This window comes from Actomonas spartinae (assembly GCF_051209155.1).
Classification (GTDB): Bacteria; Verrucomicrobiota; Verrucomicrobiia; order Opitutales; family Opitutaceae; genus Actomonas.
This window is the reverse complement of record NZ_JBPJGB010000001.1, coordinates 1,804,848-1,830,685: the sequence shown is the minus strand read 5'-3', so window position 1 is coordinate 1,830,685 and position 25,838 is coordinate 1,804,848. Positions and strand designations below refer to the sequence as shown.

General features: G+C 64.0%; 18 protein-coding genes and 2 tRNA genes. 8 read left to right on the top strand and 12 right to left on the bottom strand.

Translation table 11 applies throughout. The annotated features are described in order from the left end of the window. Positions 1–25 precede the first annotated feature (25 nt). The 6 genes from AC0MRV_RS07455 to AC0MRV_RS07430 all read left to right on the top strand — a co-directional run bounded on the left by AC0MRV_RS07455 (position 26) and on the right by AC0MRV_RS07430 (position 13,753). Positions 26–2,008 (top strand): alpha-L-arabinofuranosidase C-terminal domain-containing protein, encoded by a 1,983-nt coding sequence (locus tag AC0MRV_RS07455; protein WP_472763815.1) that lies wholly within the window; start codon positions 26–28, stop codon positions 2,006–2,008. A 172-nt stretch (positions 2,009–2,180) separates the two neighbouring features. Next, positions 2,181–6,569 carry a beta-L-arabinofuranosidase domain-containing protein gene (locus AC0MRV_RS07450; RefSeq protein WP_472763814.1) on the top strand — a complete coding sequence of 1,463 codons (4,389 nt, stop codon included), beginning with the start codon at positions 2,181–2,183 and terminating at the stop codon, positions 6,567–6,569. Between the two features lie 127 nt (positions 6,570–6,696). Further along, positions 6,697–8,400, top strand: a complete 1,704-nt coding sequence (locus AC0MRV_RS07445; protein ID WP_472763813.1) for a glycoside hydrolase family 43 protein — start codon at positions 6,697–6,699, stop codon at positions 8,398–8,400. Between the two features lie 131 nt (positions 8,401–8,531). Next, complete coding sequence (locus AC0MRV_RS07440) at positions 8,532–8,945, top strand: PH domain-containing protein (RefSeq protein WP_472763812.1); 414 nt, start codon at positions 8,532–8,534, stop codon at positions 8,943–8,945. Between the two features lie 458 nt (positions 8,946–9,403). After that, positions 9,404–9,853 carry a GNAT family N-acetyltransferase gene (locus tag AC0MRV_RS07435; RefSeq protein WP_472763811.1) on the top strand — a complete coding sequence of 150 codons (450 nt, stop codon included), beginning with the start codon at positions 9,404–9,406 and terminating at the stop codon, positions 9,851–9,853. Between the two features lie 30 nt (positions 9,854–9,883). After that, entirely contained in the window at positions 9,884–13,753 is a 3,870-nt protein-coding gene (locus AC0MRV_RS07430) for an ATP-binding protein (RefSeq protein WP_472763810.1), read from the top strand. A gap of 508 nt (positions 13,754–14,261) precedes the next feature. On the opposite strand, the gene AC0MRV_RS07425 is transcribed toward AC0MRV_RS07430, so the two are convergent. Then, positions 14,262–14,338, bottom strand: a tRNA-Pro gene (locus tag AC0MRV_RS07425). Between the two features lie 103 nt (positions 14,339–14,441). Then, positions 14,442–15,293: an MBL fold metallo-hydrolase gene (locus AC0MRV_RS07420; protein ID WP_472763809.1), complete on the bottom strand. Its 852-nt coding sequence runs from the start codon at positions 15,291–15,293 to the stop codon at positions 14,442–14,444. Positions 15,294–15,369: 76 nt separating this feature from the next. Here AC0MRV_RS07420 and pyrE point away from each other — a divergent pair, with 76 nt between their 5' ends. Continuing rightward, positions 15,370–15,939 (top strand): orotate phosphoribosyltransferase, encoded by a 570-nt coding sequence (gene pyrE / locus AC0MRV_RS07415; RefSeq protein WP_472763808.1) that lies wholly within the window; start codon positions 15,370–15,372, stop codon positions 15,937–15,939. A 119-nt stretch (positions 15,940–16,058) separates the two neighbouring features. Here the strand turns inward: pyrE and AC0MRV_RS07410 are convergent, their stop codons facing one another. The 10 genes from AC0MRV_RS07410 to AC0MRV_RS07365 form a co-directional block, all read right to left on the bottom strand. Next, positions 16,059–17,012, bottom strand: a complete 954-nt coding sequence (locus AC0MRV_RS07410) for a ribose-phosphate diphosphokinase (RefSeq protein ID WP_472763807.1) — start codon at positions 17,010–17,012, stop codon at positions 16,059–16,061. Between the two features lie 24 nt (positions 17,013–17,036). Continuing rightward, positions 17,037–18,092 (bottom strand): UDP-3-O-(3-hydroxymyristoyl)glucosamine N-acyltransferase, encoded by a 1,056-nt coding sequence (gene lpxD / locus AC0MRV_RS07405; RefSeq protein WP_472763806.1) that lies wholly within the window; start codon positions 18,090–18,092, stop codon positions 17,037–17,039. A 127-nt stretch (positions 18,093–18,219) separates the two neighbouring features. Further along, the gene (locus AC0MRV_RS07400) at positions 18,220–18,885 is read right to left on the bottom strand and encodes an OmpH/Skp family outer membrane protein (RefSeq protein ID WP_472763805.1); all 666 of its coding nucleotides are present in this window, start codon (positions 18,883–18,885) and stop codon (positions 18,220–18,222) included. Positions 18,886–18,912: 27 nt separating this feature from the next. After that, on the bottom strand, positions 18,913–21,210 hold the full coding sequence (bamA, locus tag AC0MRV_RS07395; protein WP_472763804.1) for an outer membrane protein assembly factor BamA: 2,298 nt from the start codon (positions 21,208–21,210) through the stop codon (positions 18,913–18,915). Positions 21,211–21,250: 40 nt separating this feature from the next. After that, positions 21,251–22,687, bottom strand: coding sequence for a replicative DNA helicase (gene dnaB / locus AC0MRV_RS07390; RefSeq protein ID WP_472763803.1), 1,437 nt, complete (start codon positions 22,685–22,687; stop codon positions 21,251–21,253). Positions 22,688–22,889: 202 nt separating this feature from the next. Continuing rightward, a complete protein-coding gene (gene rplI, locus AC0MRV_RS07385) occupies positions 22,890–23,387 on the bottom strand; it encodes a 50S ribosomal protein L9 (RefSeq protein ID WP_472763802.1) in 498 nt (165 codons plus the stop codon). A 53-nt stretch (positions 23,388–23,440) separates the two neighbouring features. Then, positions 23,441–23,917: a single-stranded DNA-binding protein gene (locus AC0MRV_RS07380; protein WP_472763801.1), complete on the bottom strand. Its 477-nt coding sequence runs from the start codon at positions 23,915–23,917 to the stop codon at positions 23,441–23,443. Between the two features lie 33 nt (positions 23,918–23,950). Continuing rightward, complete coding sequence (locus AC0MRV_RS07375) at positions 23,951–24,247, bottom strand: 30S ribosomal protein S6 (RefSeq protein WP_472763800.1); 297 nt, start codon at positions 24,245–24,247, stop codon at positions 23,951–23,953. Then, positions 24,228–24,827, bottom strand: coding sequence for an aminoacyl-tRNA hydrolase (pth, locus tag AC0MRV_RS07370; protein ID WP_472763799.1), 600 nt, complete (start codon positions 24,825–24,827; stop codon positions 24,228–24,230). Before pth ends, AC0MRV_RS07375 begins: the two co-directional genes overlap by 20 nt. Positions 24,828–24,885: 58 nt before the next feature. Continuing rightward, positions 24,886–25,500: a 50S ribosomal protein L25 gene (locus AC0MRV_RS07365; protein ID WP_472763798.1), complete on the bottom strand. Its 615-nt coding sequence runs from the start codon at positions 25,498–25,500 to the stop codon at positions 24,886–24,888. A gap of 180 nt (positions 25,501–25,680) precedes the next feature. On the opposite strand from AC0MRV_RS07365, the gene AC0MRV_RS07360 reads away from it, so the two are divergent. Beyond that, positions 25,681–25,755 (top strand) — tRNA-Asn (locus AC0MRV_RS07360). The last annotated feature ends 83 nt before the right edge of the window (positions 25,756–25,838 follow it).

Below are 25,838 nucleotides of genomic sequence, written 5' to 3'. Positions count from 1 at the left end.
CTCAGCCTTCCCGCCCTTCCTTCGCATGAAACCCCGCTGCACCAGCCTCCTGACGATCGTTACAGCGGTCGCCGCCTCTGCCGCGTCGCTCCACGTCGATTTGAACGATGGCAAGGCCATCAGTCCCGATCTCCTCGGCATCTTCTACGAGGACCTCAACTACGCGGCCGACGGCGGCCTCTACGCCGAGCTCCTGCAAAACCGCTCCTTCGAATACAGCGCCACCGAACAGTCGACGTGGACCAACTTTTCCTTCTGGGAACTCGAAAAACGCGGCGAGGCCGAGGGTCACTGGGGCCTCGGCGACGCCCGCCCCGTGCACCCGCGCAACAAACACTACCTGCTGCTCGCCGCCACGGCCGCCGGTGAAGGTCTCGGTATCAGTAACCCGGGCTTTGACCAAATTCCCGTCACCGCCGGTGCCGCTTACGAGGCCTCGTTCTGGGCTTACCAAACCTACAACGGCATCAAGTGGCGCGGCCAAGGCATCGATCAGGAAGCGCCGATGCCAGTCACCGTCCGCCTCGAAGCCGACGACGGCGAGGTGCTCGCCGAGGCTTCGTTTGCGATCACCGGCCGCGACTGGACGAAATACGCCGCCACCCTCACCCCCTCGCGCACCGACGAGCATGCGCGATTTGTCCTGCTGCTCCACGCCGTCGGCGGCGTCGCCCTCGACATGGTCTCACTCATGCCGCACGACACCTTCCGCGGCCACGCCAACGGTCTGCGCCGGGACCTCGCGCAAACCATCGCCGACCTACACCCGAAGTTCATGCGTTTTCCCGGTGGTTGCCTCGTGCACGGTCCCGGCATCCGGCATTTCTACGATTGGAAGAAAACCGTTGGCCCGCTCGAAGCGCGCCAGGCCGAACGCAACTCCTGGGGCTACCATCAGACCTACGGTCTCGGCTTTTTTGAGTTCTTTCAATTCTGTGAGGACATCGGCGCCAAACCCATCCCGGTCGTGTCCGCCGGCGTCTGCTGCCAACACGCCGGCGACAGCCCCGGTCGCGGGCAGGAGGGTCTGCCGATGGAGGAAATGCCGGCCTACATTCAGGACGTGCTCGACCTCATCGAATGGGCCAACGGTCCGGCCGATTCCACCTGGGGCGCCGTCCGCGCCGCCGCCGGTCACCCCGAACCCTTCGGCCTCGTCTACCTCGGCGTCGGCAACGAGGACGCGATCACCCCGATCTTCGAAACCCGCTTTAAAATGATCCGAGACGCGGTCAAAGCGCGCCATCCCGAGATCGTGGTCATCGGCACCTCCGGCCCCTTCGCCTCCGGTGTAGACTACGACAACGGCTGGGCCTTCGCCAAAAAGATCAACGTCGAGATGGTCGACGAGCACTACTACGTGCCACCCGCCTTCTTCTGGAAGAACCAGCACCGCTACGACACCTACGACCGCGCCGGCCCCAAGGTCTACCTCGGCGAATACGCCGCCCACGAACCCGACCGCCGCAACACCCTGCGCAGCGCCCTGGCCGAGGCCGCCGGCCTCATCAGCTACGAGCGCAACGGCGACCTGGTGCACTTCGTCTCCTACGCCCCGCTGCTCGCCCGCCGCGATCACACCCAATGGCACCCCGACATGATCTACTTCGACGCCACCGCGGTGTATCCGAGCGCCAACTACTACACCCAGCAGCTCTTTGGTCAAAACGCCGGTGACACCTACCACGCCACGACCGCGGGCGATCTGCCCGCCGGCACCAAACTCGTCGCCGGCACGGTCAGCGACTCCGCCACCGGTGACGTCATCGTGAAGATCGTCAACGGCGAGGACACCGACCAATCGCTCGACGTCGTCCTGCAGGGACTCGACCCGCAGACTGCCTACCGGATGACGCGCACCTTGCTCACCGCCGACTCCCCCGACGCCGTCAACGAGGACGGCCAGATCCCCGCGGTGCAGCCCGTCACCACGACCGTCACCACCGGCCCGGCGTTCGACTACGTCGCCCCCGCCCACTCCCTCACCATCCTCCGCTTCCAACGCTGATTTTTGACCACGGATGAACACAGATAAACACTGATACTTTTCAGTGCGTAGCCGGTAGGCGAAGCCATCTGCGTGCATCCGTGGTAAAACAAAGCCCTGCCTCGCGGTCTCTGTGCCCATCTGTGAAATCTGTGGTCAATCACTCCCCTGCCTCACCGCCATAACCTTCCCCATGCGTCGACTCCTCCTCGCCTCCACCCTCCTGCTCACCGCCGCCCTCCACGCTCAGACCTGGACGGCCGACAACGGTGACGGTTCCTACACCAATCCGCTCTTCGCCGACGAGTTCTCCGACCCCGACATGATTCGGGTCGGCGACGACTTCTACATGACCGGCACGACCATGCACTCCATGCCCGGCCTCCCCGTGCTGCACTCCAAGGACTTGGTCAATTGGGAGCTCGCCAGCTACGCCCTCACCGAACTCAACCTCGGCCCAGAATACCGGCTCGAAAACGGTGAAAGCGCCTACGGCCGGGGCATCTGGGCCCCCACCTTCCGCTACCACGACGGCGTTTTCCACATCTTCGCCAACGTCAACAATCATAAGACGCAGCACTTCTACACCACCGACCCGCACGGCGAATGGACGCACGAGGAGATGAACATCTCCCTGCACGACCTCTCCATCCTCTTCGAGGACGATGGCACCGCGTGGGTCATCTGGGGCTACCGCGGCATCCGCCTCGCACAACTCACCCCCGACCTCAAGGACATCGTGCCCGGCACCGAGCGCGAGTTGCTCGGCCCCGGCCGCGGCATCGGCGAGGGCGTGCACTTCTACAAGTGGGACGGCCGCTACTACATCACGTCCTCCAACTATGACCCGGTGGGTTACATGTCCTGCGCCCGCGCCGACTCCCTTGAAGGTCCTTGGGAAGTCACCACCATCAGCGCCTACGAAACGTGGGGCACCGGCAACGGCTACCGCCTCGGCGGCGTGGGCCGCGGCGCCTACGGCGAGTTCACCATCCATCCGCGCCGCCCGCACGAGATGGGCGTCATCCCCATGCATCAGGGCGCCATCGTCGACACGCCCACCGGCGAATGGTGGGCCGTATCGATGTCCGACCACAATTCCCTCGGTCGCGTCACCGGCCTCTCCCCCATCACCTGGCAGGACGGCTGGCCCTACTTCGGCCTGCCCAACAACCTGCTGCGCTCGCCACGCACCTGGATCAAACCCGACACCGGCACCGTCGTCGACACGCCGCACGCGCCCTACCAGCGGAACGACGATTTCTCCGGTCCCGCCCTGGCCAACGTCTGGCAGTGGAATCACATGCCGGTGCCCGACGCGTGGTCCCTCACCGCCCGTCCCGGCCACCTGCGCCTCACCGCCCTGCCGGCCAACGAACTCTGGTTCGCGCGCAACACCCTAACCCAGCGCGCGCTCGGGCCGGAGTCGGTCGCCACCACCGTCATCGACACCAACGGCATGCAGCCCGGCGACCACGGCGGTCTCGCCATTTTCAACTACCCCTACAGCTGGATCGGCGTGAGCAAACAGGCCGACGGCTCCCTCCGCCTCCGCCGCGTCGACCAAAACGGCGGCGAAAAATTCAGCCAACCCATCAACGCCGACCGCGTGTGGCTCCGCACGGCCTTCGATTTCGAAATCGAGGAAGCCACCCTCAGCTACTCCACCGACGGCCAGACCTTCACGACCGTCGGCGAACCTTTCCTCACCATCTTCCAGCTCCGCACTTTCCAGGGCGTGCGGTATGGGCTCTTCCACTACAACGATTCCGGCCACACCGGCGGCCACCTCGACTTCGACGCCTTCACCGTCGAGGAGCCGCGCGCGGTCCGCAGCATCCCGACGGGCAAGGCGATCCGCCTCACCAGCCGCGCCCACGGTTCCGTGCTGGCCAACTGGCGCGACCGCCTGCGCCTCGTGCCGGCCGACTCCGAGGTCGCTCAATCCGACGCCGCCTGGTTCAAGGTCATCGACCGCGGTCAGGGCCGTGTCGCGCTCGAAGCCGCCGATGGTTCGGGTTACCTCACCGTCACCGGCCTCGGCGCCATCGCCGACGTCAAGTTCCTGCCCGACCTCGACGAGACCGCCTCCGTTTTCCAGTGGCAGCACATGCTGCGCGACGACGCCATGTTCCTGTCGCTCGCGACGAACCGCCACCTCACCGCCTCACCCGGTATGGGCGGACTTGCCTCGGCCGATTCCCCCGGCGCGTCTCCCGGCCGCGAGGGCGGTGCAACGTTCCTCGTCGAGGTGCGTGAACCGCATCCCGTCACCACGCCGCTCAGCTACTTCGACCTCAAGGACGTCGAGCTGCTCGAAGGTCCGTTCAAACACGCGCAGGACCTCAACAAAGGTTACCTGCTCGCCCTTGAACCCGATCGCCTGCTCGCCGGCTTCCGGCTGGAAGCCGGTCTCGAACCGCGCGCCGAAAAATACGGTAACTGGGAGAACATCGGCCTCGATGGCCACACCCTCGGCCACTACCTCACCGCCACCGCACAAATGTGGGCCGCCACCGGCGACCCCGAAATGAAACGCCGCCTCGACTACTGCATCGAGGAACTCGCGCTCTGCCAGGCCGCCAACGGCAACGGCTACGTGGGCGGCGTGCCGAAGTCATCCGAGGTTTGGTCCCGCGTTGCCTCCGGTGGCTTCGACGCCCAAGGCTTCAGCCTCGGCGGCGCCTGGGTGCCCTGGTATAACCTGCACAAAACCTATGCCGGACTGCGCGACGCCTACCTCGTCGCTGGCAACACCCAGGCGCGCGATATCCTGATTAAACTCACCGACTGGTGCGCCGACCTCATCGGTCCGCTCTCCGACGAAGACGTCGAGATCATGCTCCGCGCCGAGCACGGCGGCATGACCGAAACGATTGCCGACGTCTACGCGATCACCGGCGACGAGAAATACCTTCGCCTCGCGCAGCGCTTCACCCACCGCGCCATCCTCGACGACCTGCTCGTCCGCCGCGACAAGCTCACCGGCAAACACGCCAACACCCAGATCCCGAAGATCATCGGTTTTGCCCGAATCGCCGAGCTCGGCGGCGACCCCAACTGGGACGACGCTTCCCGCTACTTCTGGGAGACCGTCGCCACGCACCGCAGCGTCGCCTTCGGCGGCAACAGCGTGCGCGAACACTTTAACGCCACCGACGACTTCCTCGGCATGCTCGAGTCGCGCGAAGGTCCCGAGTCCTGCAATACCTACAACATGCTCCGCCTCTCCGAGGCCCTCTTCCGCCGCGACGGTGACGCCCGTTACGCCGACTACTACGAACGCGCGCTCTACAACCACATCCTTTCCACCCAGCATCCCGACCACGGCGGCTTCGTCTACTTCACGCCCATCCGCCCCCGCCACTACCGCGTGTATTCGCAGCCCGATCAGTGCTTCTGGTGCTGCGTCGGCTCCGGCATCGAGAACCACGGCAAATACGGCCAGTTCATCTACGCCAAGAACGAGGCCGGCGACCTCTGGGTGAACCTCTTCATCGCGTCGCAACTCGAAGCGGGTAACGGGCTCGGCATCCGCCAAGAGACGGCCTTTCCCGATGCCGAGAGCACCCGACTCACCCTCTCGCTCGACGCCCCGCGTCGCTTCGCGCTGCACCTGCGCCAACCGAACTGGGTGAACGCCGCCGATTTCGCCGTAATTGTGAACGGCGAACGCCAACGCCTCCGCCCCGCCACCGACGGTTATGTCACCGTCGAACGCGAGTGGCGCGACGGCGACGTCGTCGAACTCACCTTGCCGATGACCACCCGGCTCGAGCGACTGCCCGACGGATCGGACTACGCCGCCATCCTGCACGGTCCCATCCTGCTCGCGGCCAAGACCAGCACCGACGACCTCGCGGGTCTCGTCGCCGACGACTCCCGCATGGGTCACGCCGCGCCAGGCGCATTCAAACCCTTGGACGCCGCCCCCATGCTCGTCGGCAACCCCAACAACGTCGCCGCCGCCATCCGTCCCGTGCCCGGCGAACCGCTGCATTTCACCGCCGCAACGGTGATCCGTCCCGACAGTTTCGATACGCTCGTGCTCAAGCCCTTCTTCCGCGTGCACGACGCCCGCTACATGATGTATTGGCGCGTCGCTTCCGCGGCCGACTACGATCAGGTGGTGGCCGACCTCCATGCCAGCGAAGCCGCCCGCCTCGCGCTCGACGCCCGCACGATCGACCTCGTCATGCCCGGCGAGCAGCAACCCGAGGTGGAGCACGATTTCGCCGGCGGCGACAGCTGGCAGGGACACAGCTTCGGCCGCTCAAACCGCTCTGCCAACGACTGGTTCTCCTACCGCCTCAACCCCCGTGGCGAAACCGCGCTCGAGCTTCAGCTCACCTACTGGGGCAACGCCTGGCGCCCCGAGCACCTCGCGGTTGAAATCAACGGCACGCCGCTCGCCACCGTCACAGTCCCCGGCAACGAGGGCGAAGCCTTCATCACCAAGTCGCTCGCCTTGCCCGCGTCCCTGCCCAGCAACGCTCCCTTCACGATCACCTTCCGCCCCGGCGAAGGCTCCGAACGCACCCCCGCCCTCTACGAAGTCCGCCTGCTCAAAACATCCGACTGACTGGTTTTTTCACCAAGGATGAACACAGATAAACACGGATGACCTGCTGAACGAGATTCTGAACGATCCGTGTCTATCCGTGTTCATCCGTGGTAAGAAACTCCCTGCTCCCCCGCCCGACCTTTTCATGAAACACCTCCACCCAACCCTCACTGCCCTCGCACTCTCCGCGACTGTGCTCACCGCCGCCGAACCAGTCGTGTTCGAGTCCTTCGACTACACCGGCAACGACGAGATCTACAACAAGCCGCTCGCCGAAGGCGAATACCGCAATCCCATCCTCGCCGGCTACTACCCGGATCCGTCGATCTGCCGCGTTGGTGACGACTACTATCTCATCAACTCCTCCTTCGCCCACTTCCCGGGCCTGCCCATCTTCCACTCCACCGACATGGTGAACTGGAAGCAGATCGGCAACGCCATCGACCGCATCGACCAGATGCCGTCCCAGGGCCTGCGCATCACCCGCGGCATCTTCGCTCCGGCCATCAGCTACCACGACGGTCTCTTCTACATCGTCTGCACCAACGTCGACGCCGGCGGCAACTTCATCCTCACCGCCGAAGACCCGGCCGGTCCGTGGTCCGATCCCATCTGGCTCGAGTTCGACGGCATCGACCCGTCCATCTTCTTCGACGAATCCACCGACCGTGCCTGGATCATCAACAACGGCAACCCGCCCGACAACAAGCCGCTCTACAACGGCCACCGCGCCATCTGGATCCAGGAGTGGAGCATTCCGGACAAGAAGCCCTTCGGTCCGCGCAAGATAATCATCAACGGCGGCGTCGACCTCGCCGCCGAGCCGGTCTGGATCGAAGGCCCGCACATCTACAAGCGCGGCGACTGGTATTACCTCAACTGCGCCGAGGGCGGCACCTCCGTCAATCACTCGCAGGTCATCTTCCGCTCCAAAAATCCCGACGGTCCCTACGTGCCGTTCACCGATCATCCCACCCTCACTCAGCGTGATCTGCCCGAGGATCGCGACCATCCCGTCACCTGCACCGGCCACGCCGACTTTGAGATCGGCCCCGACGGCGAATGGTGGACCGTCTTCCTCGCCTGCACGCCGTATGTGGACGGCCACTACAACACCGGCCGTCAGACCTTCCTCCTGCCCGTCACCTGGGGCGACGACGACTGGCCCACCATCCTCGAGCCCGGCCTCGAGGTGCCCTACGTGCACGCCAGCCCGGCCGGCGCCACCTTCCAGGAAGCGACCGACGTCGTGATGGCGCCCGAGTTCCCGCTCACCGGTAACTTCACCTGGCGCGACGAGTTCGACCGCGCCGAACTCGGCAACCCCTGGCTCTTCCTGCGCGCCCCGCAGGAGGTGTTCTGGAAACTCGACAACGGCGCCCTGCACCTCACCCCGCAGCACCTGAACCTGCGCGACCTCTCCACCCCGAGCTTCGTCGGTCGTCGCCTGCAGCACAACCGCTTCGTCACCTCCACGACCCTGCAGCTCCCGGCCGAGACGGGCGTCAGCGCCGGCCTCTCCGCCTTCCACAACGAGACGCGCCAATACAACTTCCTCGTGCGCCGCACCGCCACCGCCGGCAACCGCTACGAGGTCCTGGTTGAAACCCTGCGGGGCCGCGATCCGGCCGACAACCAAGTCACCGTCGGTCAGCTCGACGCCGCCCCCGGCACGAGCATCTCCCTGCGCCTCACCGGCCACGACGAGAACTACGTCTTCGACTACAGCACCGACGGCGGCGCGAACTGGACCCAACTCGGCGGCGTCTTCGACGCCCGCAACCTGAGCGTCTCCACCAGCTACGATTTCATCGGCGTGCTCCTCGGCCCCTACGCCACCACGAAGTAAGCCCTCGATCTCGCACTCGTTCCCGCTTTACCCAAGGGGCACCTCCAAAGGCGTCCCTTTTTTGTATTCCAGTTGGTTCAGGCGCGACGCGGCGGTGTTTGCGTGCAAACTTCTCCCCGCTTCATCCGCCCATGAAAAAGACTTACCCTTCTGCCATCGACTGGTGGATCGCGATCACGCTCATCGGCACGCCGGCCGCCTGCATCATTGGCGGCGCGATCCTGTTGTCCGCTTCGGCGATCGACGGTTTGATTATCATCGGCACTGGACTCTTCGTGGCCGGCATCACCGCCCTGCTGGCCTATCCCTGCACCTACACCCTCACGGCCACGTCCCTCACCATTCGCGCCGGGCTGATGAACGAGGAGATCCCGCTGACGAAGATCGAGGGCGCCGAGCCCTGCTTCAGCCTCTGGTCCAGCCCCGCCCTTTCGCTCAAACGCGTGCGCGTCGTCCTGCAGGATGGTGGCTCCCGCCTGATCTCCCCGAAAGACCGCGAGGCCTTCGTCGCCGACCTCGCGACGGCCATCACCCAAGCCAGGTAGTCACCCAAACGAAGGGTCTCAGCCGATGGCACAACCGGGCAGGTCAAGGAAGCGCTACAAAGTCCACTATGCCGGCGTGCCTGACAGTGAGCGCATCGTCTACGCCTACACGGCCAAGGAGGCCGGTTTTGAATACTTCCGACCGGAGATGCATCGGAACCATCTCTTCGTCAGCCGCGGGCTCCGGGAAGAAATTTTCAGTTGGAAAGACTATCGTGACCAGATCCCGAACTTTGACGAAAAGCGGCCACCTTTCTGCGCCTCCCACCGGAACCCCTCAAGCCTCGCACGTTCTGGTCGGATCTGATCGAAAATATCTTCAAGGGCCCGTTCCGCACATGGGATTGGCATCACCGCAAGTAAAGGCGACGAGGACTGGTGCTCACGCCCCTTAACCTTCGCGGCGCGCTCCTGCACCCAAGCTTGCTCCGTCGCGACCGGTGGCCGTTCTGGACTGCATGGCGCCGGCCCTCCGTTTTTCTCCCGCGACCCACCAGGACTTCGATCAATTGCTCGCCCTGCGCTTGGCTGCCATGCGTCCGAGCCTAGAGGCGATCGGTCGCTTCGACGTCGCGCGCAGCACCGAACGGTTTCGCGCCAGCTTCGATCCCGCTGTCACCACGATGATCCTCGACGGCGACACTCTGGTCGGATTCTACGCCGCTACGCGGCATCCCGATCACCTGCACCTTGACCACCTCTACGTGAATCCGGCGGCGCAGTCCCGCGGCATCGGCGGCCGCGCCCTGCAGCGCGTCATCGACGTCGCGGAATCACTCGGCCTGCCCATCCGACTCGGCGCCCTGCGCGCCAGTCGCTCCAACCCATTCTACCGGCGCCACGGCTTCGAGGTGACTCACGAAGACGAGTGGGATCTTTACTACTCGCGCCGACCTTCCTCGGATTGACGGTCTGAAACCGGTCTGCACTCTGGCGCGATGCTTCCCACCCGGCCGTCGGCGCTCCGCCGGCTTGTTGTTCTCCTGAGTTGCACGCTGGTTTCGTCGGCCGCGATCGCTCAACCCACCGCACTCGAGCTCGGCTTCCCCGTGCTGCGTTCCTTCAGCTCGTCCGACTATGAGGGCCACTATCAAACCTGGGGTGGCGTGCAGACGGCCGACGGAGTCATCCACATCGGCGCCTACGGCGACCTCATCCAGTTCGACGGTCAGAACTGGGACCGCGTCGCCATCGACGGCACCGCCGTGCGCAGTCAAGCCATCGGCCCCGACGGCCTCGTCTACCTCGCCGGCGACAACTTTTTCGGACGCGTCGAAACCGACGCCGCCGGAGTGCAGTCGTTCCAATCCCTGCTACGCGACATCGACGGCGAACCCATCACCGGCCAAGCCGCCCGCACCCTCGCCGCCAGCGCCGACGGCGTGTTCGTCGGCACCGGCGAAGGCGTGCTGCGCTACGATCCGGCGTCCGATGAGCTGACTCGTTTCGTGCTCTCGCCCACCGGCCAAAACCGGGTCTTCCGGCTCGGCGAGCGCATCGTCAATTTCGCCATGGGGACCAACCTCACCGAATACCGCGACGGCGCCTGGCACGTCATCAGCGAGGCCGCTCCTCTGCAGCAGGCCGGCTGGCATTTCTGGGCCGACCCCGTCGAACCTGGCGACATCGGACTCTACGGCCTGACCGGCCAAGGCATCTTCCGCATCACGGCCGACGGCGCCGCCGTGCCGTGGACCACCGCCGCCGACGAACTCCTCGCGCCGCGCCAATTCTTCACCGCTCGGGTGCTGCGCGACGGTTCCGTCGCCATCGGCACGGTCGACAACGGCCTCATCCTGGTCTCCGCCGATCGCCAGTCCTACCGCCACTACCCACCCGAGAGCGTCCTGCCCACTCCGACCGTGCTGGGCATTCTCGAAGACCGTGAGGGCGGACTCTGGATCTCCACCCTCAACGGCATCGTGCGCCTCGAACCGCGTGCCCCGGTGACCGTGTTCGACGAACGCAACGGTATCGCCAAGGGCGGCATGAGCGCGATCTTCCGCCACGAGGGCGAGCTCTACGGCGTCAACAACGTCAACTTCGTCAAACTTGTGCCCGGCGAACACCCGGCCGGTCCGTCGCAATTCGTGCGCGACGAACGCGTGCCCGCCACGACCATCGTCATGGGGGCCATCGCCCATCCCAGCGGAATCCTGCTCACCACCCGCGCCGGCATCGAACGTCTCACGGCCGACGGACTCGAAACAGTGATCCCCATCGGCCAGGGCGCCTCCACGCCCCGCCTGTCCGTCACCGACCCCGACCGCGTCTTTTACTCCAGCGCCCTCTCCATCGGCAGTGCGCGCTACGAAAACGACACCTGGATCGACGAAGGGGTGGTGCCGGACAGCCTCGGCGAAGCCCGCCAGATCATCGAGGAAGCGGATGGCACGATTTGGTGGGCCACCGACTCGCAGGGACTCATCCGCATCCGCCGCCAAGACCCGAACACTTGGGTCGATGCGGAAATCCGGCGCTACGGCCACGACGAGGGCGTGCTCGATTGCATCAAAGGCATGCGGCTCCAGAACTGGGGCGACGACATCCTCGCCAATACGCCGGCCGGCAATCAGCGCTACGATCGCCAGCTCGACCGCTTTGTGCCCGACACCCGCTGGCGCCTGAACGTGCCTGGGAAGGCCTACGTGCTGGCACAAATCGCGGATGGTCCCCGCGGCTGGGGTCCCATCGGCACCAAGGACAGTTTGGTCGCCACCGCCAAGCTGCAGGAGTATACCGTCCAACCCGATGGCACCATCGTGGGTCGCAGCCTCTTTCCCGGCATCGACGACCTGCTCGGCATCGCCGGCGCCAACTCCGCCCTCTACGAACCAGCCACCGCGGATCGTCCCGCCGTGCTCTGGGCCAAGGGTCTCGACAGCCTGCTGCGCTTCGAGCTGCGCGAAGAACCCGCCGTGCGCTTCGCCTGGGCTCCGCTGCTCCACCGCATCCGCGCCGCCGGGCAATCCGTGCCGCTGCGCTCGCCGGCGGCACCGGTTTTCCCCTACAGCACGGCCCCGACCGAGTTTGACTACAGCGCGCCACTCTTCGACGTCGTCCGCCGCGTCGAATACCAGACGCGCCTCCTGGGCTTTCAGCCGGAATGGAGCGAGTGGACGACTGATACGAAGGTTAGCTTCACCAACCTTGAGGGCGGTCCTTTCACCCTCGAAGTCCGCGCCCGCGACTCCTTCGGCAACCTGAGCGAGCCGATGCGCACCACCTTTCACATCTCCCCGCCGTGGTATCGCTCGGGCCTTGCCCGCGCCCTCTACACGGTGCTTGGCCTCGCGCTCGTGGTCGGTTTTGTGCGCTGGCGCCTCGCCGCCACCGAACGCGAACGTCTGCGCCTCGAGGGACTGGTGCAGACCCGCACCGCCGAACTCCAGGTCGCCCGGGAAAAGGCCGACCAGGCCAGCCGCGCCAAAAGCGATTTTCTCGCCAGCATGAGCCACGAGCTGCGCACCCCGCTCAACGGCATCATCGGCTACTCGCAGATCCTGCGCCGCAGCCCGACCGTGGCCGGCGAAGACCGCCGCAAACTCGAGGTCGTCAACTCCAGCGGCGAACACCTCATGCGCATGATCAACGAAGTGCTCGACTTCGCGAAGATCGAGGCCGGCCGCCTCGACGTGCGCCCCGCCCCCTTTGAGCTCTCCCAAGTCGTGCGTGACGTCGCCGCGAGTTCCGAAATCCGCGCACGCCAGAAGGGACTCAGCTTCACCGTCGAAACCGCCGCCGATCTCGGCGAGGGCTACGTGCTCGGCGACGCGCAGAAGGTGCGGCAAATCTTCGAAAACCTCCTCGGCAACGCCGTGAAGTTCACTGCCACCGGCACCGTTTCCCTGGCGGTGCGACGGGACGGCGACCACGTTTTCGCCCAGATCACCGATACCGGACCGGGCATCTCTGCGGCCGACCAAGCCAACCTCTTCGCCCCTTTTCAGCAGGCACGCGAAAACCGACCGGCCGAACCGGGCACGGGACTCGGACTCGCCATCAGTCGTCGCCTGGCCGAGCTCATGGACGGCACGCTCGAGCTGCGCAGCCCGGCCCACGCCTCGCCGCAGAACGGCGGAGGCCCCGGCGCAACTTTCATCGTGCGCCTGCCGCTGCCGCAGATCGAAAGCGACGCCACCGCAAACGGTGAACGCCGCCCGATCACCGGCTACACCGGTCCGCGGCGCCGCCTGCTCGTCGTCGACGACGTCGAGGTGAACCGCGAGCTGTTGCGCGACCTGCTCACGCCCCTCGGCTTCACCGTCGACCTCGCCGCCAACGGCACCGAAGGCCTGCGCCTCGCCCAAGAGCAGCATCCCGATCTCATCTTCCTCGACCTGCGGATGCCCGACATCGACGGCCTCCAGGTCGCTCAGCAGCTGCGCGACAATCCCACCACCCGCGACATCGCGATCCTCGCCATGTCGGCCAGTGTGCTGTCCTTCAATCGTGAGGACGCCTTCGCCGCCGGCTGCGATGGCTTTCTGCCCAAACCTTATCGCGAGGCCGACCTGTTCGACGCTCTCACCGCTGCCCTCAACCTCACCTGGGAAGAATCCACGCCCGAACCCGAGGCCACCGTCGTGGATCTCGCTGGCGCCGCCACCAATGCCGGCGACGAGACCGCGGCGCTGCACGATCTGCGCGAAGCCGCCCAACGCGGCAGCATCGCCGCCGTGCGCAAAGCACTGGCCACCCTGCGCGCCACGCGTCCCGCCGACGATCCCTGGCTCAACGCAGTGGAAAAGGCTGCCGCCAGTTTTCGGATGGAAGAATTGCGCCAGCTGATCGACCAACCCCGGTAGGGCCTTCCCGACCCCGCCGCACGCGCTGCCGCTCTGCCGATGGCCGTCCCGCCGCCCTCGGCACTTTCGGCGAAAGCGCCCTACCTTACCAGCCCCCCCTCCTGAATTTTAGCAGGAAAATGCTCGGGGTGAGAGGATTGGTCCCGCGAGCGCGGGAGTCCTTCGGACTCAACCCGCCTTGCGGGTTACCCCTTCGCCGGCGTCTGCTTCGCAGCCGCCTCCGTCGAACCGAGGTTCTCATCCTCTCTCGTCGCTGCGCCCTAAGGATTGTGAACGGGATAAGACGTTTTGCATCCCTTCCGCCCCAGGGAAAATGGTCGGGGTGAGAGGATTGGTCCCGCGAGCGCGGGAGTCCTTCAGACTCAACCCGCCTTGCGGGTTACCCCTTCTCCGGCGTCTGCTTCGCAGCCGCCTTCGTCGAACCGAGGTTCTCATCCTCTCTCGTCGCTGCGCCCTAAGGATTGTGAACGGGATAAGACGTTTTGCATCCCTTCCGCCCCAGGGAAAATGGTCGGGGTGAGAGGATTCGAACCTCCGGCCTCTACGTCCCGAACGTAGCGCTCTACCAGGCTAAGCTACACCCCGACGGTGTATCCTCCGGACGGCTTGCCATCCGTGAGGAGGGCAGAGCGAAAGGCGCGACCTGAGTCGGCGCAATCAAAATGTTTCACTCGATTTGCCCCCTGCGCTACTCACCCAAAAAGGGATTGTAGCGCCGTTCGTTGGCCATCGTGGTGAGCGGTCCGTGCCCCGGTGCCACCACCGTTTCGGGAGCGCAGCGGGCAAAGACTTCACGCAGGCTGTGCGACAGCCGTCGGGCGCAGAAAAACGCTCCACCCACCGAACCCGCAAAGAAGAGGTCACCCGACACCAGCAGCGAGCGGCCCTGCGGCGCGCCCGGCACCTCCACATGGTAGCAGTGGTGCCCTTCGGCGTGGCCCGGCGTGGACCATACTTTGACCATAAAATCCCGTTCACGCACAACCGCGCCGTCCTCGAGAGCCACCACCCCGGCCGGCCGCTCCTCGGCCGACGGACCAAACACCGGCACGTCGCGGTAGCGTTCACGCACCGCCGCGAGCCCACCACAATGTTCGGTCTCGTAGTGGGTCAGAAACACGGCCGCCACGCGCTTGATTTTGTGCGGCCAACTCCGCCACAGCCCTTCTGCCCCGGTGCCGGTATCGAAAAGGATGCCCCAGTCCTCGCAGCAGTTGGCGATGAGGTAGGCGTTGGCCACGCCAATGCCATGCGACATGCGCAAGGGGTAGAGGCAGAACGGCAGTCCACTGATCTCCGGCAGTGGATAGGCCTCGCTCGCGACCGCCTGCGTGCCGATCTCGTTGAGCTTCAACACACCGGCCAGTCGCGTGATTTCCGCCGTGCTCAGGCGTTCGAGATAATCAATCGCTCCCTGCAAGCGCTCGACCTGCAGTCCGGCCTTCTCCGCGACCTCGGCCTCGGTCATGCCGCTGCATCCGATGGCCTTGTCGAGCACGTCGCCCAACTCGTCTTCCAAAGGTGCCCGTTCAATGACCATGCCCGCAGCGTAGCGACCCGCGTGCCCAGCGCAAAAATGTTTTGGCGTGAAACGCGCGCCGGCTCAGCGTGGCGCCATGTCCGACCACCAGCAGGAAGTCCTCGATATTTTCACGGCCACCAAGGCGCTCTTGCGCGGCCATTTTGTGCTGCGCTCCGGTTTGCACAGCGGGCACTTTTTCCAATGCGCCAAGGTCTGCCAGAACATGGCGGCGGTGACGCGATTGACCGAGCTGCTCGTGCCCAAGCTGGCGGACCTGGAGTTCGACACCGTGCTCGCGCCCGCCATGGGCGGACTCGTGATCGGTCAGGAAGTCGCTCGTCAGACCAACAAGCGCTACATCTTCGCCGAGAAAGTCGACGACAAGCTGGCGATCCGACGCGGCTTCACCTTCGCGCCCGGCGAAAAGGTGCTCGTGGTGGAGGACGTGATCACGCGCGGCGGCCGGGTCAATGAGGCCTTGGCCCTCGTCAAAGCCGGAGGCGGCACGGCCGTCGGCGTCGGCGTGCTGGTGGATCGCAGTGCGGGGCAGACCACGTTTGATGTGCCCTGCGTGTCCCTGCTCGAGCTGAGTTTCCCGACCTACCCGGCCGACCAACTCCCGCCGGAGTTGGCCGCGCTCCCGGCCGAAAAGCCGGGAAGCTGATGTCGCGGCCAAGGCCGGATCGCCGGGGCAGCCGATGGCTCGGTGCGAGATCGACCGAGGTCAAAAAAAAACCGGGCTCAACGAGCCCGGCTACAGTCGCGATCAAACCAAAGGTCGCCTTAGAAGCCCTTCACCTTGAAGAGGCCGGTGACGCTTTCGTTGTTGTGAATGCGTTGGATCGCGGTGCCCAGGAGATCGGCGACGCTGAGCACCGTGATGGGCAAACCGCGCGGTTCGACCGGGATGGAGTTGGTCGTGATGAGCTCGTCGATGTGACCGAGCTTGAGGCGGTCGTAGGCCATCGGGCTGAGCAAGGAGTGGCTGACCGCGGCGCGCACGCTCAAGGCCCCATGCTCGCGCATAAGCTTGGCGGCGTTCATGAGAGTGCCGGCGGTCTCGGTGATGTCGTCCACCAGCAACACATCCTTGCCCTTCACTTCACCGACAATGTTGACCGATTCCACGGTCGTCGCGCTGGTGCGTTTCTTCCACACCATGCCGAGTTGCGAGCTCATCAGGCCGGCGTAGGCCGCGGCCATTTTCATGCCGCCGACGTCGGGCGACACCACGACCATGTTGTCGCTGCGCATCTTGATCTTCTCGACGTGGTCAAAGAAGACCGGCGAGGCGAAGAGGTGGTCGACCGGGATGTCGAAGAAGCCCTGGATCTGCTGCGAGTGCAGGTCCATGGTGAGAATGCGATTGGCCCCGGCGGCGACCACGAGGTTGGCGACCAGCTTGGCGGTGATCGGCACCCGGGGCTGATCCTTGCGGTCCTGACGGGCGTAACCGTAGAACGGCATCACCGCCGTGATGCGATGCGCGGACGCGCGCCGGGCCGCATCAATCATGATGAGCAGCTCCATCAGGTGATGGTTCGTCGGGGTGCAGGTTGACTGCACGATGAACACATCCTGACCGCGGATGTTTTCGTTAATCTTCACGAACGACTCACCGTCAGGAAAACTGGTGACGGTGGCTTCCCCCAGGGGAACACCAATCGCCGTGCAGATTTCCTCGGCGAGGGGCCGATTGGAGTTTCCGGAGAAAATTTTAAGGCCGGGCACGCTCATCAGGCCGCCATCCTGCCCACACTCTTACTCGGCGGAAGTCTTTTTTATTTCCTGCAGCAAGGTATCGAGCTGATCCACCCGTTTGAACAGATCCGGCAACTTGCGATTCAGCACCACGAGGCGGCGCTCCAAATGGAATGGCAGGGCCGGCGTGCCATTGAGGGTGACACCGGGTTCGGTGTTGGCCGTGATGCCCGCCTGCCCGCCGGCCTGGGTGCCTTTGGCAACGGTGATGTGACCGGCGACGCCGGCCTGTCCGCCCAACACCACGTAGTCCTCGAGGGTGGTGCTGCCGGCGATTCCCACCTGCGCGCACAGGATGCAGTGCTTCCCGATCACGACGTTGTGGCCGACCTGCACCAGGTTGTCGATTTTGGTCCCCTGCCCGATCAAGGTGCGGGAGAAACGGGCGCGATCGATGGTGGAGTTGGCGCCGATCTCCACGTCGTCCTCGATCACCACCTTGCCCACCTGGGGCACCTTGGCGTGCCGTCCCTCCACCATCTCGTAGCCAAAACCGTCGGCGCCAACGACCACGCCGCTATGCAGGCGCACCCGATCGCCGAGCTCACAGGCTGCGCCGACCTGGGAGGACGGGCCCAACCAGCAGTCGGCGCCGAGCTTGGCTCCCCGCCCGATAAAAACGTGCGCTTCCAGATGCGACCCCGGACCGATCTGCGCTCCCCCCTCGATCACACAGAACGGCCCGATCGCCACGCTATCGTCGATGCGGGCATCCGCCGCGATGACCGCCGAGGGGTGAATCCCGGCGACACGCGCCGGCCGCAGCTTTTGCTCGATGTGGCTGCAGAGCTTCGCGAGGGCCGCAGACGGATTGTCCACCAGCAACAAACATTGATCGGGCTGGGCGTCGCCCTCGTAATCCACCGGCACCAGCACGAGCGAAGCGCGCGAGACCGCGACATCGGCCCGGTATTTGGCGTTGCCCAGGAAGGATATGTCACCGGGTTGAGCTTCTTTCAGCGCGGCGATTCCAGTGAGGTGCCGCGAGGTGGAGCCACGCACCTCCCTGGGGTGGAGCATGTCCTGAATTTCGTCCCATTGATAGGAGAGCTGCATGGAATCAACGTGCTGAGAGACGATGCCGAGGCAACTCGGGAGTCGCTCCGAAAGCGCGGGATCCGGACACAAAAAACCCCGCTGCACCGAGCGGGGTTTCGCAGCAAGGGGCAATGACGGGCCGAACTTAGTTGGCGCCGGGGAAGCTGACCGTGGGGGCCTCGTCGCCCATGCTGGAGGTCGAAGCCGGACCTTCGGACGGAGCCACCGCGGAGTCGGCCGGACGATCCTTGTTGATCTCGGCGAGCACGGTCTCGGTGATTTCGAGGGAAGCGTCATTGAAGAGCACCGACGGCATGCCGAGCACGGAGGGGCCGGACTTGTCGAGCAGCAGGGTCGCGCCCTGACGCTTGGCCACTTCGACGGCCACCTTGGCGATCTCGTCGAGGAGGAGGCTGCGGAAGTTCATCACCCGCTTGCGCAGAGACTCGGTGCTGTTGTTCACCAGTTGGTTCATCTCGTTCTGCTTGCGCTGGAGCTCACCGACCTTGGCGCGGGCCTCGTCTTCGATCTTGGCCTTGGCGTCCTCGGAGAGGACCGGGTTGTTAAGCTGCTCGGCGATGCTTTGGGCTTCTTCCTGGAGCGCGAGACCTTCGCCGTTGAGGCGGTTGATCTCCGCTTTGACGCGCTCCTGCTCGTTCTTGAAAACGGTGTTTTGCTCGGCGGTCTTGTAGTGATTGTCGAACAAGTAGGCCATGTCGACGATCGCGATCTTGGGCGCTTGGGCGGAGGCGGTCACGGCCGCCGCGGCCACGGCCACGAGTGCAAAGAGGGTTTTGAGGGGATTCTTCATGAGTGGTAAAAGGTTCTGACTAGCAAATTAGAAGCGGGTGCCGAAGGAAAAATTGAACTGGTTGCCTTTGTCGTTGGTGCCGTCGCTGGTGAGCGGGATACCGAAGTCCAAACGCAGGGGGGCACCGGCCACGAAGAGACCGAGACCCACACCAAAGTTGTCGTTGTAGCCGGCGGGATTGAAGTCCCACGCGTCCTCGTTGACGAAACCGGCGTCGTAGAAGATGGCGAAACGAACCGGGGACACGACGTCCAAGGTGTATTCGATCGTCAACATACCGTAGGAACTGCCGCCGATCGGCTCGGTGGAACCGGGTGCCTTGGGACCCACTTCACGATATTCGAAGCCGCGCAGGGTGTAGGGACCGCCGAGGAAGAAGCGCTCGTAGAACGGCACCTGCGGCGTGTCGCCGTAGGCATCCACCACACCACCGCGCAGGATGACGGCGAGGACCTGCTCCTGGAACTCAAAGAGCGGGTAGAACTGGGAGCCGCGGAATTCGAGGCGGTAATATTCAGCGTCTCCGCCGAAGGGACCACCGGCGAGGTCCATGCGAAGCTCGGCCCGGTTGCCCGCCGTGGTGTTGACGATCTTGTTGCGGGTGTCCCGCTCGAGCGTGAGCCCGACCTTGGAAATGATCGTGTCGCCGGCCAACTGCTGGATCGGCAAGGGCGCATTGGGCGAAACGCCGTCGATGCTGACCACTTGGTAGGAGTAGGACAGCTGGCCGTTGACGAGCTCGAACAGGCGCTTGCGCATGTAGATCTCACCACCGGTGCGGATTTCGTTATAGATCGACGAATTATAGTCGGAGGTCGTGCGGAAGAGCGTGAAGCCGGTCGCGAGTTGCTTCTCGAAGAGCCAGGGCTCTTCAAACGACAGCACCACTTCGGACGAGTAATCACCCAGCTGCATGCGCAGGCGGAACTTCTGGCCGTCGCCCTGGAAGAAGGAACGGCGGTTGAAGATGTCGAAGTTGGATTGGGTGAGCTCGGCGAAAATCACGGCGCGCTCGAGTGAGCTGAAGCCGGCGCCGAAGGTGAGGTTGCCGGTGCGACCTTCGCGGACCGCGACCTTCATGTTGCGGCGTCCAGGGATGTTGGTCGTCTCATCGGTGAGGTTCACATCCTCGAAGAAGCGGGTGTTTTCCAGACGCAGCTTGGAAATCTCCATGCGGGAGGTGTCGAAGAGTTCGCCCGGACCCAGCACGAGTTCACGCAGGATGACGATGCTCTTGGTCTTGGTGTTACCTTCGATGCGCACGGACTCGACGTCGTAGGAATCGCCCTCGTCGATGATGTATTCCAAGTCGATGTCGCCGGTCTGCAGGTTCGGGATACGCAGCAAATTGACGCGGGCGTCGAGATGGCCGCCGCGACCGTAGAATTTCTGAATCTCCTCCGCGTCCTCATCGAGTTTCGTGGGGCGGAACACATCGCCGGTCTTGTTCTTCAGACCCAGGCGGATGAGTTCACCGGGGACCTTCGTCGCGCCGGAAACCTTGATGTCACCGATGCGATACTGCCGACCCTCATTCACATTGATGGTGATGATCAGCTTCTCCGGATTGGGATAGTCGTATTGGATCTGCTCCGGCGGGATCGAGACGTCGAGGTAACCCTCCTCACGGTAGTAATCGCGGAGCTTTTCGAGGTCGTCCTCGAAAACGTCGTCCTTGAAGCGGCCGGTGCCGAGCAACCAGGACCAAATCCACCAGCGCTTGGTCTCCATCTCCTTGCGGAGTTTGCGGGCCTTCACGTGGTCATTCCCGACAAATTTCACGCCACCGATCTTCACCTTGGCACCTTCGCGGATCTTGAAGGTCACGGTGCCGAAACCGGTCGAGCGGTCGCGATCGATCTCGTAGTAGACCGAAACACGGTTGAAGCCGACCTTCTGGTAATACTCGCGAATCTTTTCGGAGTCCTCCTTCACCTGGCGCTCGTCGAGCACGAGGTTGGCCTTGGTCTTGATCTCCTTGGCCAGGCGCTTGTCGCGCAGGCGCTCGTTGCCATCAAAAACCACCGCCAGCACGCGGTAGCGGGGCGTGAGTTCGAAGACGAGATTTACATTCCCATCCGGCAGGGTCTCGCGCTTGACCTCGATGAACTCGAAGAGCGCGGTGCGGTAAAGGGACCGAATGTCACGGTCAATGAGCACTTCGTTGAGGACATCGCCCTCCCGCACCTGCATGTTGGCGCGCACGATTTGCTCGCTCACGTTGGTCGCCCCTTGGAAACGAATGATGACCTTCTCAATCGACTGAGTGCCCGGGGCGGCGCCAAAAGCCTGCGCCAGAGCGGACGTGCCACTCCACGAGACCAAGGCAAATAAGACGATAAATCGAGCGATCCGGACGAGCGGATTACGGTGTGTAGTTTTCAAAGCGAGTGATGTCTCGGAGGAACGTAAGCTTCAAGTCTCCTACCGGTCCGTTTCGTTGCTTGGCAACGATTAACTCGGCGGAGTCAGCAGCCACTTGGAACTTCTCATCCGCGTCGCGGGGGCGGGCCAACATGAGCACCACGTCGGCGTCCTGTTCGATGGAACCGGATTCACGAAGATCGGAGAGTTTGGGAGTGCGGTTTTCTTTCTCGGCGGAACGGTTGAGCTGACTGAGAACCAGCACCGGAACTTCAAGTTCCTTGGCCAACGCTTTTAGTCCGCGGGAAATCTCGGCCACCTGCTGCTCGCGCGGGGTCTTGGAGTCGGTCGGGCTGAGCAACTGGAGGTAATCGACGACGATAAAGCCCAGTGGGTGGCGGGCGTGTAGGCGGCGGGCCTTGGCCCGCAACTCCATGATGGTCAAATGGCTGGAGTCGTCGATGAAGAGGGGCGCCTTGGACAGCTCGTCGGCCGCGTTTTGCAGATCCTGGAATTCGCGCCCGCCCGGACTCACAAACCCTTCGCGCAGCTTCTTCATGTTCACGCGACCGCGCGAGCACAGCAAACGCATGCCGAGCTGGGCCGCGCTCATTTCCAGGGAAAACACCAGCGTGGCGGCGGGTTTACCGCGCTTGGGCAAGGCGGCGTTCTCGGCCATGTTGAGCGCGAGCGAGGTTTTGCCCATCGAAGGACGGGCCGCCAGAATGATCATTTCCGAGCCCTGAAAGCCGTAAGTCATGCCGTCGAGGTCCTTAAAGCCGGACGACACCCCGGTGACCTCGCCCTTGTGGTGCATCATCTGGTCGATCATCACCCAGGCGGCCTTGGCCGTCTCCTTCATCGACTTGGCCCCGTCCGAGACCCGGTCCTGGGTGACCTTGAAGATGTCCTGCTCGATCTTGTCGACGAACTCCTCGAGCCCGCCCTGGAAATTGAAACATTGTTCGACCGTGTTGGTGCCCACTTTGATGAGCTGGCGCAACAGGTGCAGCTCGCGCACCCGCTCCAGGAAGTAATCAGTCTGGGCCGTGGTCGGAATCCGGCTGCTCACCTGCATGAGGTAAGGCAGACCGCCAATTTCATCGAGTTGACCGGTGGTCTTGAGTTCCTCGGCGAGCACCTCGATGGCGACGGGCGGCGCCTTTTGGTAGAGCTCGATCATCTTCTCGTAGATGATCCGGTTGGCCGGGAGGTAAAACGCGGCCGGCGGCAACTTCTTCTCCAGGCACTTCGCGATCGAATCGGAGCCGTCGAGCAGACAGCAGGAGAGCAGGTATTCCTCCGCCTCGACCGAGTGCGGCGGCTGCCGGCCGAGCGAAGGTCCCTCCCCGGCCGGCGCCCCACGATCATCACCGCCGCGGCCAGGCGCGCGACGTCGACGGAATTCGGTGCGGGAATCGGGAGGTGCGGAATCCATGGAAGGAAGGGCAGATCGCAACGGGCGACCGGACGGATGGCAACATGCGGGATGGAAAACTTGTTGCGCTTATCGACAAAAGCGGGGGAAGACGGGACGAAACGCGGATCGCGGCCCGATCAACGGGCGGCCGAACCGCGCAAAATAAAAGACCGCCGTCGGCACAGGGCGCGGCGGCGGTCGAAAGAAACCGGTGGGGCGATCAGGCCTCGGTCGATTCAGCCGCGTCGGCCGACTCTTCGATCGGGTTCTCGGACACGACGTCGAAGGACAGCTCGACGCTCACTTCGGCGTGCAGCTTGATCTTGGTCGAGTGGTTGCCGAGGGTCTTCACCGGAGTGTAGAGGTGGATCTTCTTGCGATCGATCTCCACGCCGGCTTCGACGATCTTGTCGTGCAGGTCGGCCGCGGTGATGGCGCCGAACATCTTGCCCCCCTCGCCCGTCTTGACGGCGAACGCGATGGAGAGTTTCTCGAGCTGCTTGGCGAGCTCCTGCGCGCCGTTGAGCTCGGCCGCTTCACGCTCGGCGCGACGCTTGCGCAGCGCATCGACGTGCTTGCGGTTGGCGAGGGTCATCGGCGTGGCGAAGCCCTGCGGGAGGAGGTAGTTGCGGGCGTAGCCGGCGCGAACTTTGACTTGGTCACCCTCGCCGCCGAGGCCTTCGACGGGTTTGAGGAGGAGAACTTCAGTATTGGCCATGGGAGGAATGGATTAGGTTTTGTTTATTTTTGGAAGGGTGCGAAGCGTGCGACTTAGAACGGCACGTCTTCATCGAGATTGTCGTCGGCCGGCTGAGCCGCCCGCGGCTGGCGGGGCGGCGGGGAATGCCGCTCGGGGGACTCGTTGCCCCCGCCATAGTTGCCCCCACCACCGCCGGAGTTGTCGTCACCATCGCCCCGGCCACCGAGGAACTGGAAGTTTTCCAGCACCACCGAGAGCCGGCTGCGCTTCTGCCCCGTGTTCTTGTCTTCCCACGAGTCAAACCGCAGGCGTCCCTCAACGAAGAGCGGACGTCCCTTGGTGCAGTATTTGGAGATGGTTTCGCCCTGACGGCCCCACGCCTCAACGTCAATGAAGGTGGTCTCTTCGCGCGTCTGCCCGGAGCCGTCCTTGAAGGTGCGGTTCACCGCCAGACCGAACTGGCAGATGGCGTTGCCCTTCGGGGTGACCCGTAGTTCGGGATCCCGAGTGAGGTTGCCGATGAGGAGGACGCGATTGAGATTGGCCATGGGGTGGAGGCGCGGAGGTGAGGCCGACGCAGGTTAGAGGGTCTCGACGTAGGTGCGGTAGACGACGTGGTTGAGGCGCAGACGCTCCTTCAGGGCCGCCGGAGCGGTGCTGGGGGCGCTGAAGTCAACCTGCACGTAAATGCCGGCGGGACGCTTCGGGTTGGTGACACGCGCGAAATCGCGCTGGCCGAGGTTCTCGACCGCGGAGACTTCGCCTTCAACGACGGCGATCTCCTGCTTCATGTTCTCGATGATTTGCTCAACGGTTTCTTCAACACCGCGGGTATCGAGGATGAAGGTGGCGCGATAGTTACGTTTGTTCGGGTTCATTTTGGACTCTACGATTTAGAAGGTTCATGGCCCGTTCCGGACCGCTGGTCAGCAGCAGGTCGAGACCGGACAGATAATTTGAAAGGTTTTGATCAACGAGGTGGCGTTGCTCGGGCGTGAATTTGCTCAGGACGAAGTCCGCGAGGTCCATCTGGGGTGGCGCCTTGGGGCCGATGCCGAGGCGGTAACGGAGGAATCCGGAACCAAGTTTCTCGAGCAGGTCGGCGACACCATTGTGACCGCCGGCACTGCCGCGGTCGGAGACCTTGACCAACCCGAGGTCGATGTTGAGGTCGTCGTAGACAACCGCAACCGCGGGGTTGGGGATCTTGTAATAGCTCGCGAGAGCGCGGGCGGCGCGACCACTTTCGTTCATGAACGTCTGGGGCTTGGCCAACAGCACCGGGCGCCCGGACGGATGATTCCACCGGGCGACCTCCGCCGCGAAGGCGGGTTGCTGTTTCCACGTCAGTCCCTCGCGGCGGGCGAGCTCGTCGAGCACGATCCAGGCGAGGTTGTGACGGGTGTCCGCATAGTCCCGGCCGGGATTTCCCAGACCGAGCACGAGCGTGATGGACATGATGCAAAGAACAGGCGGCGAGCGGCCGCATCACGCGGCGCGAGGCGCCGCGGCGAGATTATTTCTTCTTGCCGGCGGCAGCGGCGTCGGCCGGGGCTTCCTCGACCTCTTCACCCGCCAAGCAGGCGATGACGGCCTGACCCGCCGGGTCGCGGTATTCCACGCCTTCGATGGCAGGGAGCGCGCCGACCTTGATGGTCTCGTCGGTCTTGAGATTGGTGACGTCCACCTCGATGGCGCCGGGGAGGTCCTTGGCGAGACAGCGCACGCGCACGGTGTGCGCCGCGATCTCGAGGATACCGCCCTGGGTCTTCACGCCGTGGGCTTCACCCACGACCACGACCGGAACCTCGACCTCGAACTTCTCGTCCGGGTGGATTTCCTGGAAATCGGCGTGGAGGTAGCGATCCGTGATCGGATCGCGTTGCACTTCCTGCAGGAAGGAAAGGGCCGCTTGATCGGCGCCTTCGCTCTGGAGCTCGATGATCGTCTTACGACCCGCGATCTTCTTGAGGAGCTTGGAGAACTCCGCGATGTCGACGGACAGGGCCTTGGGCTCGCTGTGCTTACCGTAGAGGATCGCGGGGATCTGATTGACTTTACGCAAACGACGGGAGGCCGAGCGGCCGGTTTGTTCGCGCAGGTTTACTTTGAGTTCGGTGGATGTGGACATAACTTTCATTCCCCCTGTCACCCCGGAATTGAGGGCAGGCGTAGGTGAAAAGAGGGCGAGAGCATAGAATTGCCCCGGGGAAATCAACCAAATCTTTGGCTGCCTAAAGTTTTTACGGTGGAAGTCGTAAAAGGAGCATTGACAACGGTCAGGGAGCGCCTGTTTTTCACCGCTCCCCATTGCCCGGTAGCTCAGTGGCAGAGCAGGTGACTGTTAATCACTTGGTCGCTGGTTCGACCCCAGCCCGGGCAGCCACTTTTGAAAACCCTTCGGCTCGCCGGAGGGTTTTTTGTTGGCCGCTCCCCTGCCCCGTGATGGGCCGAACGACGCGACGTTGC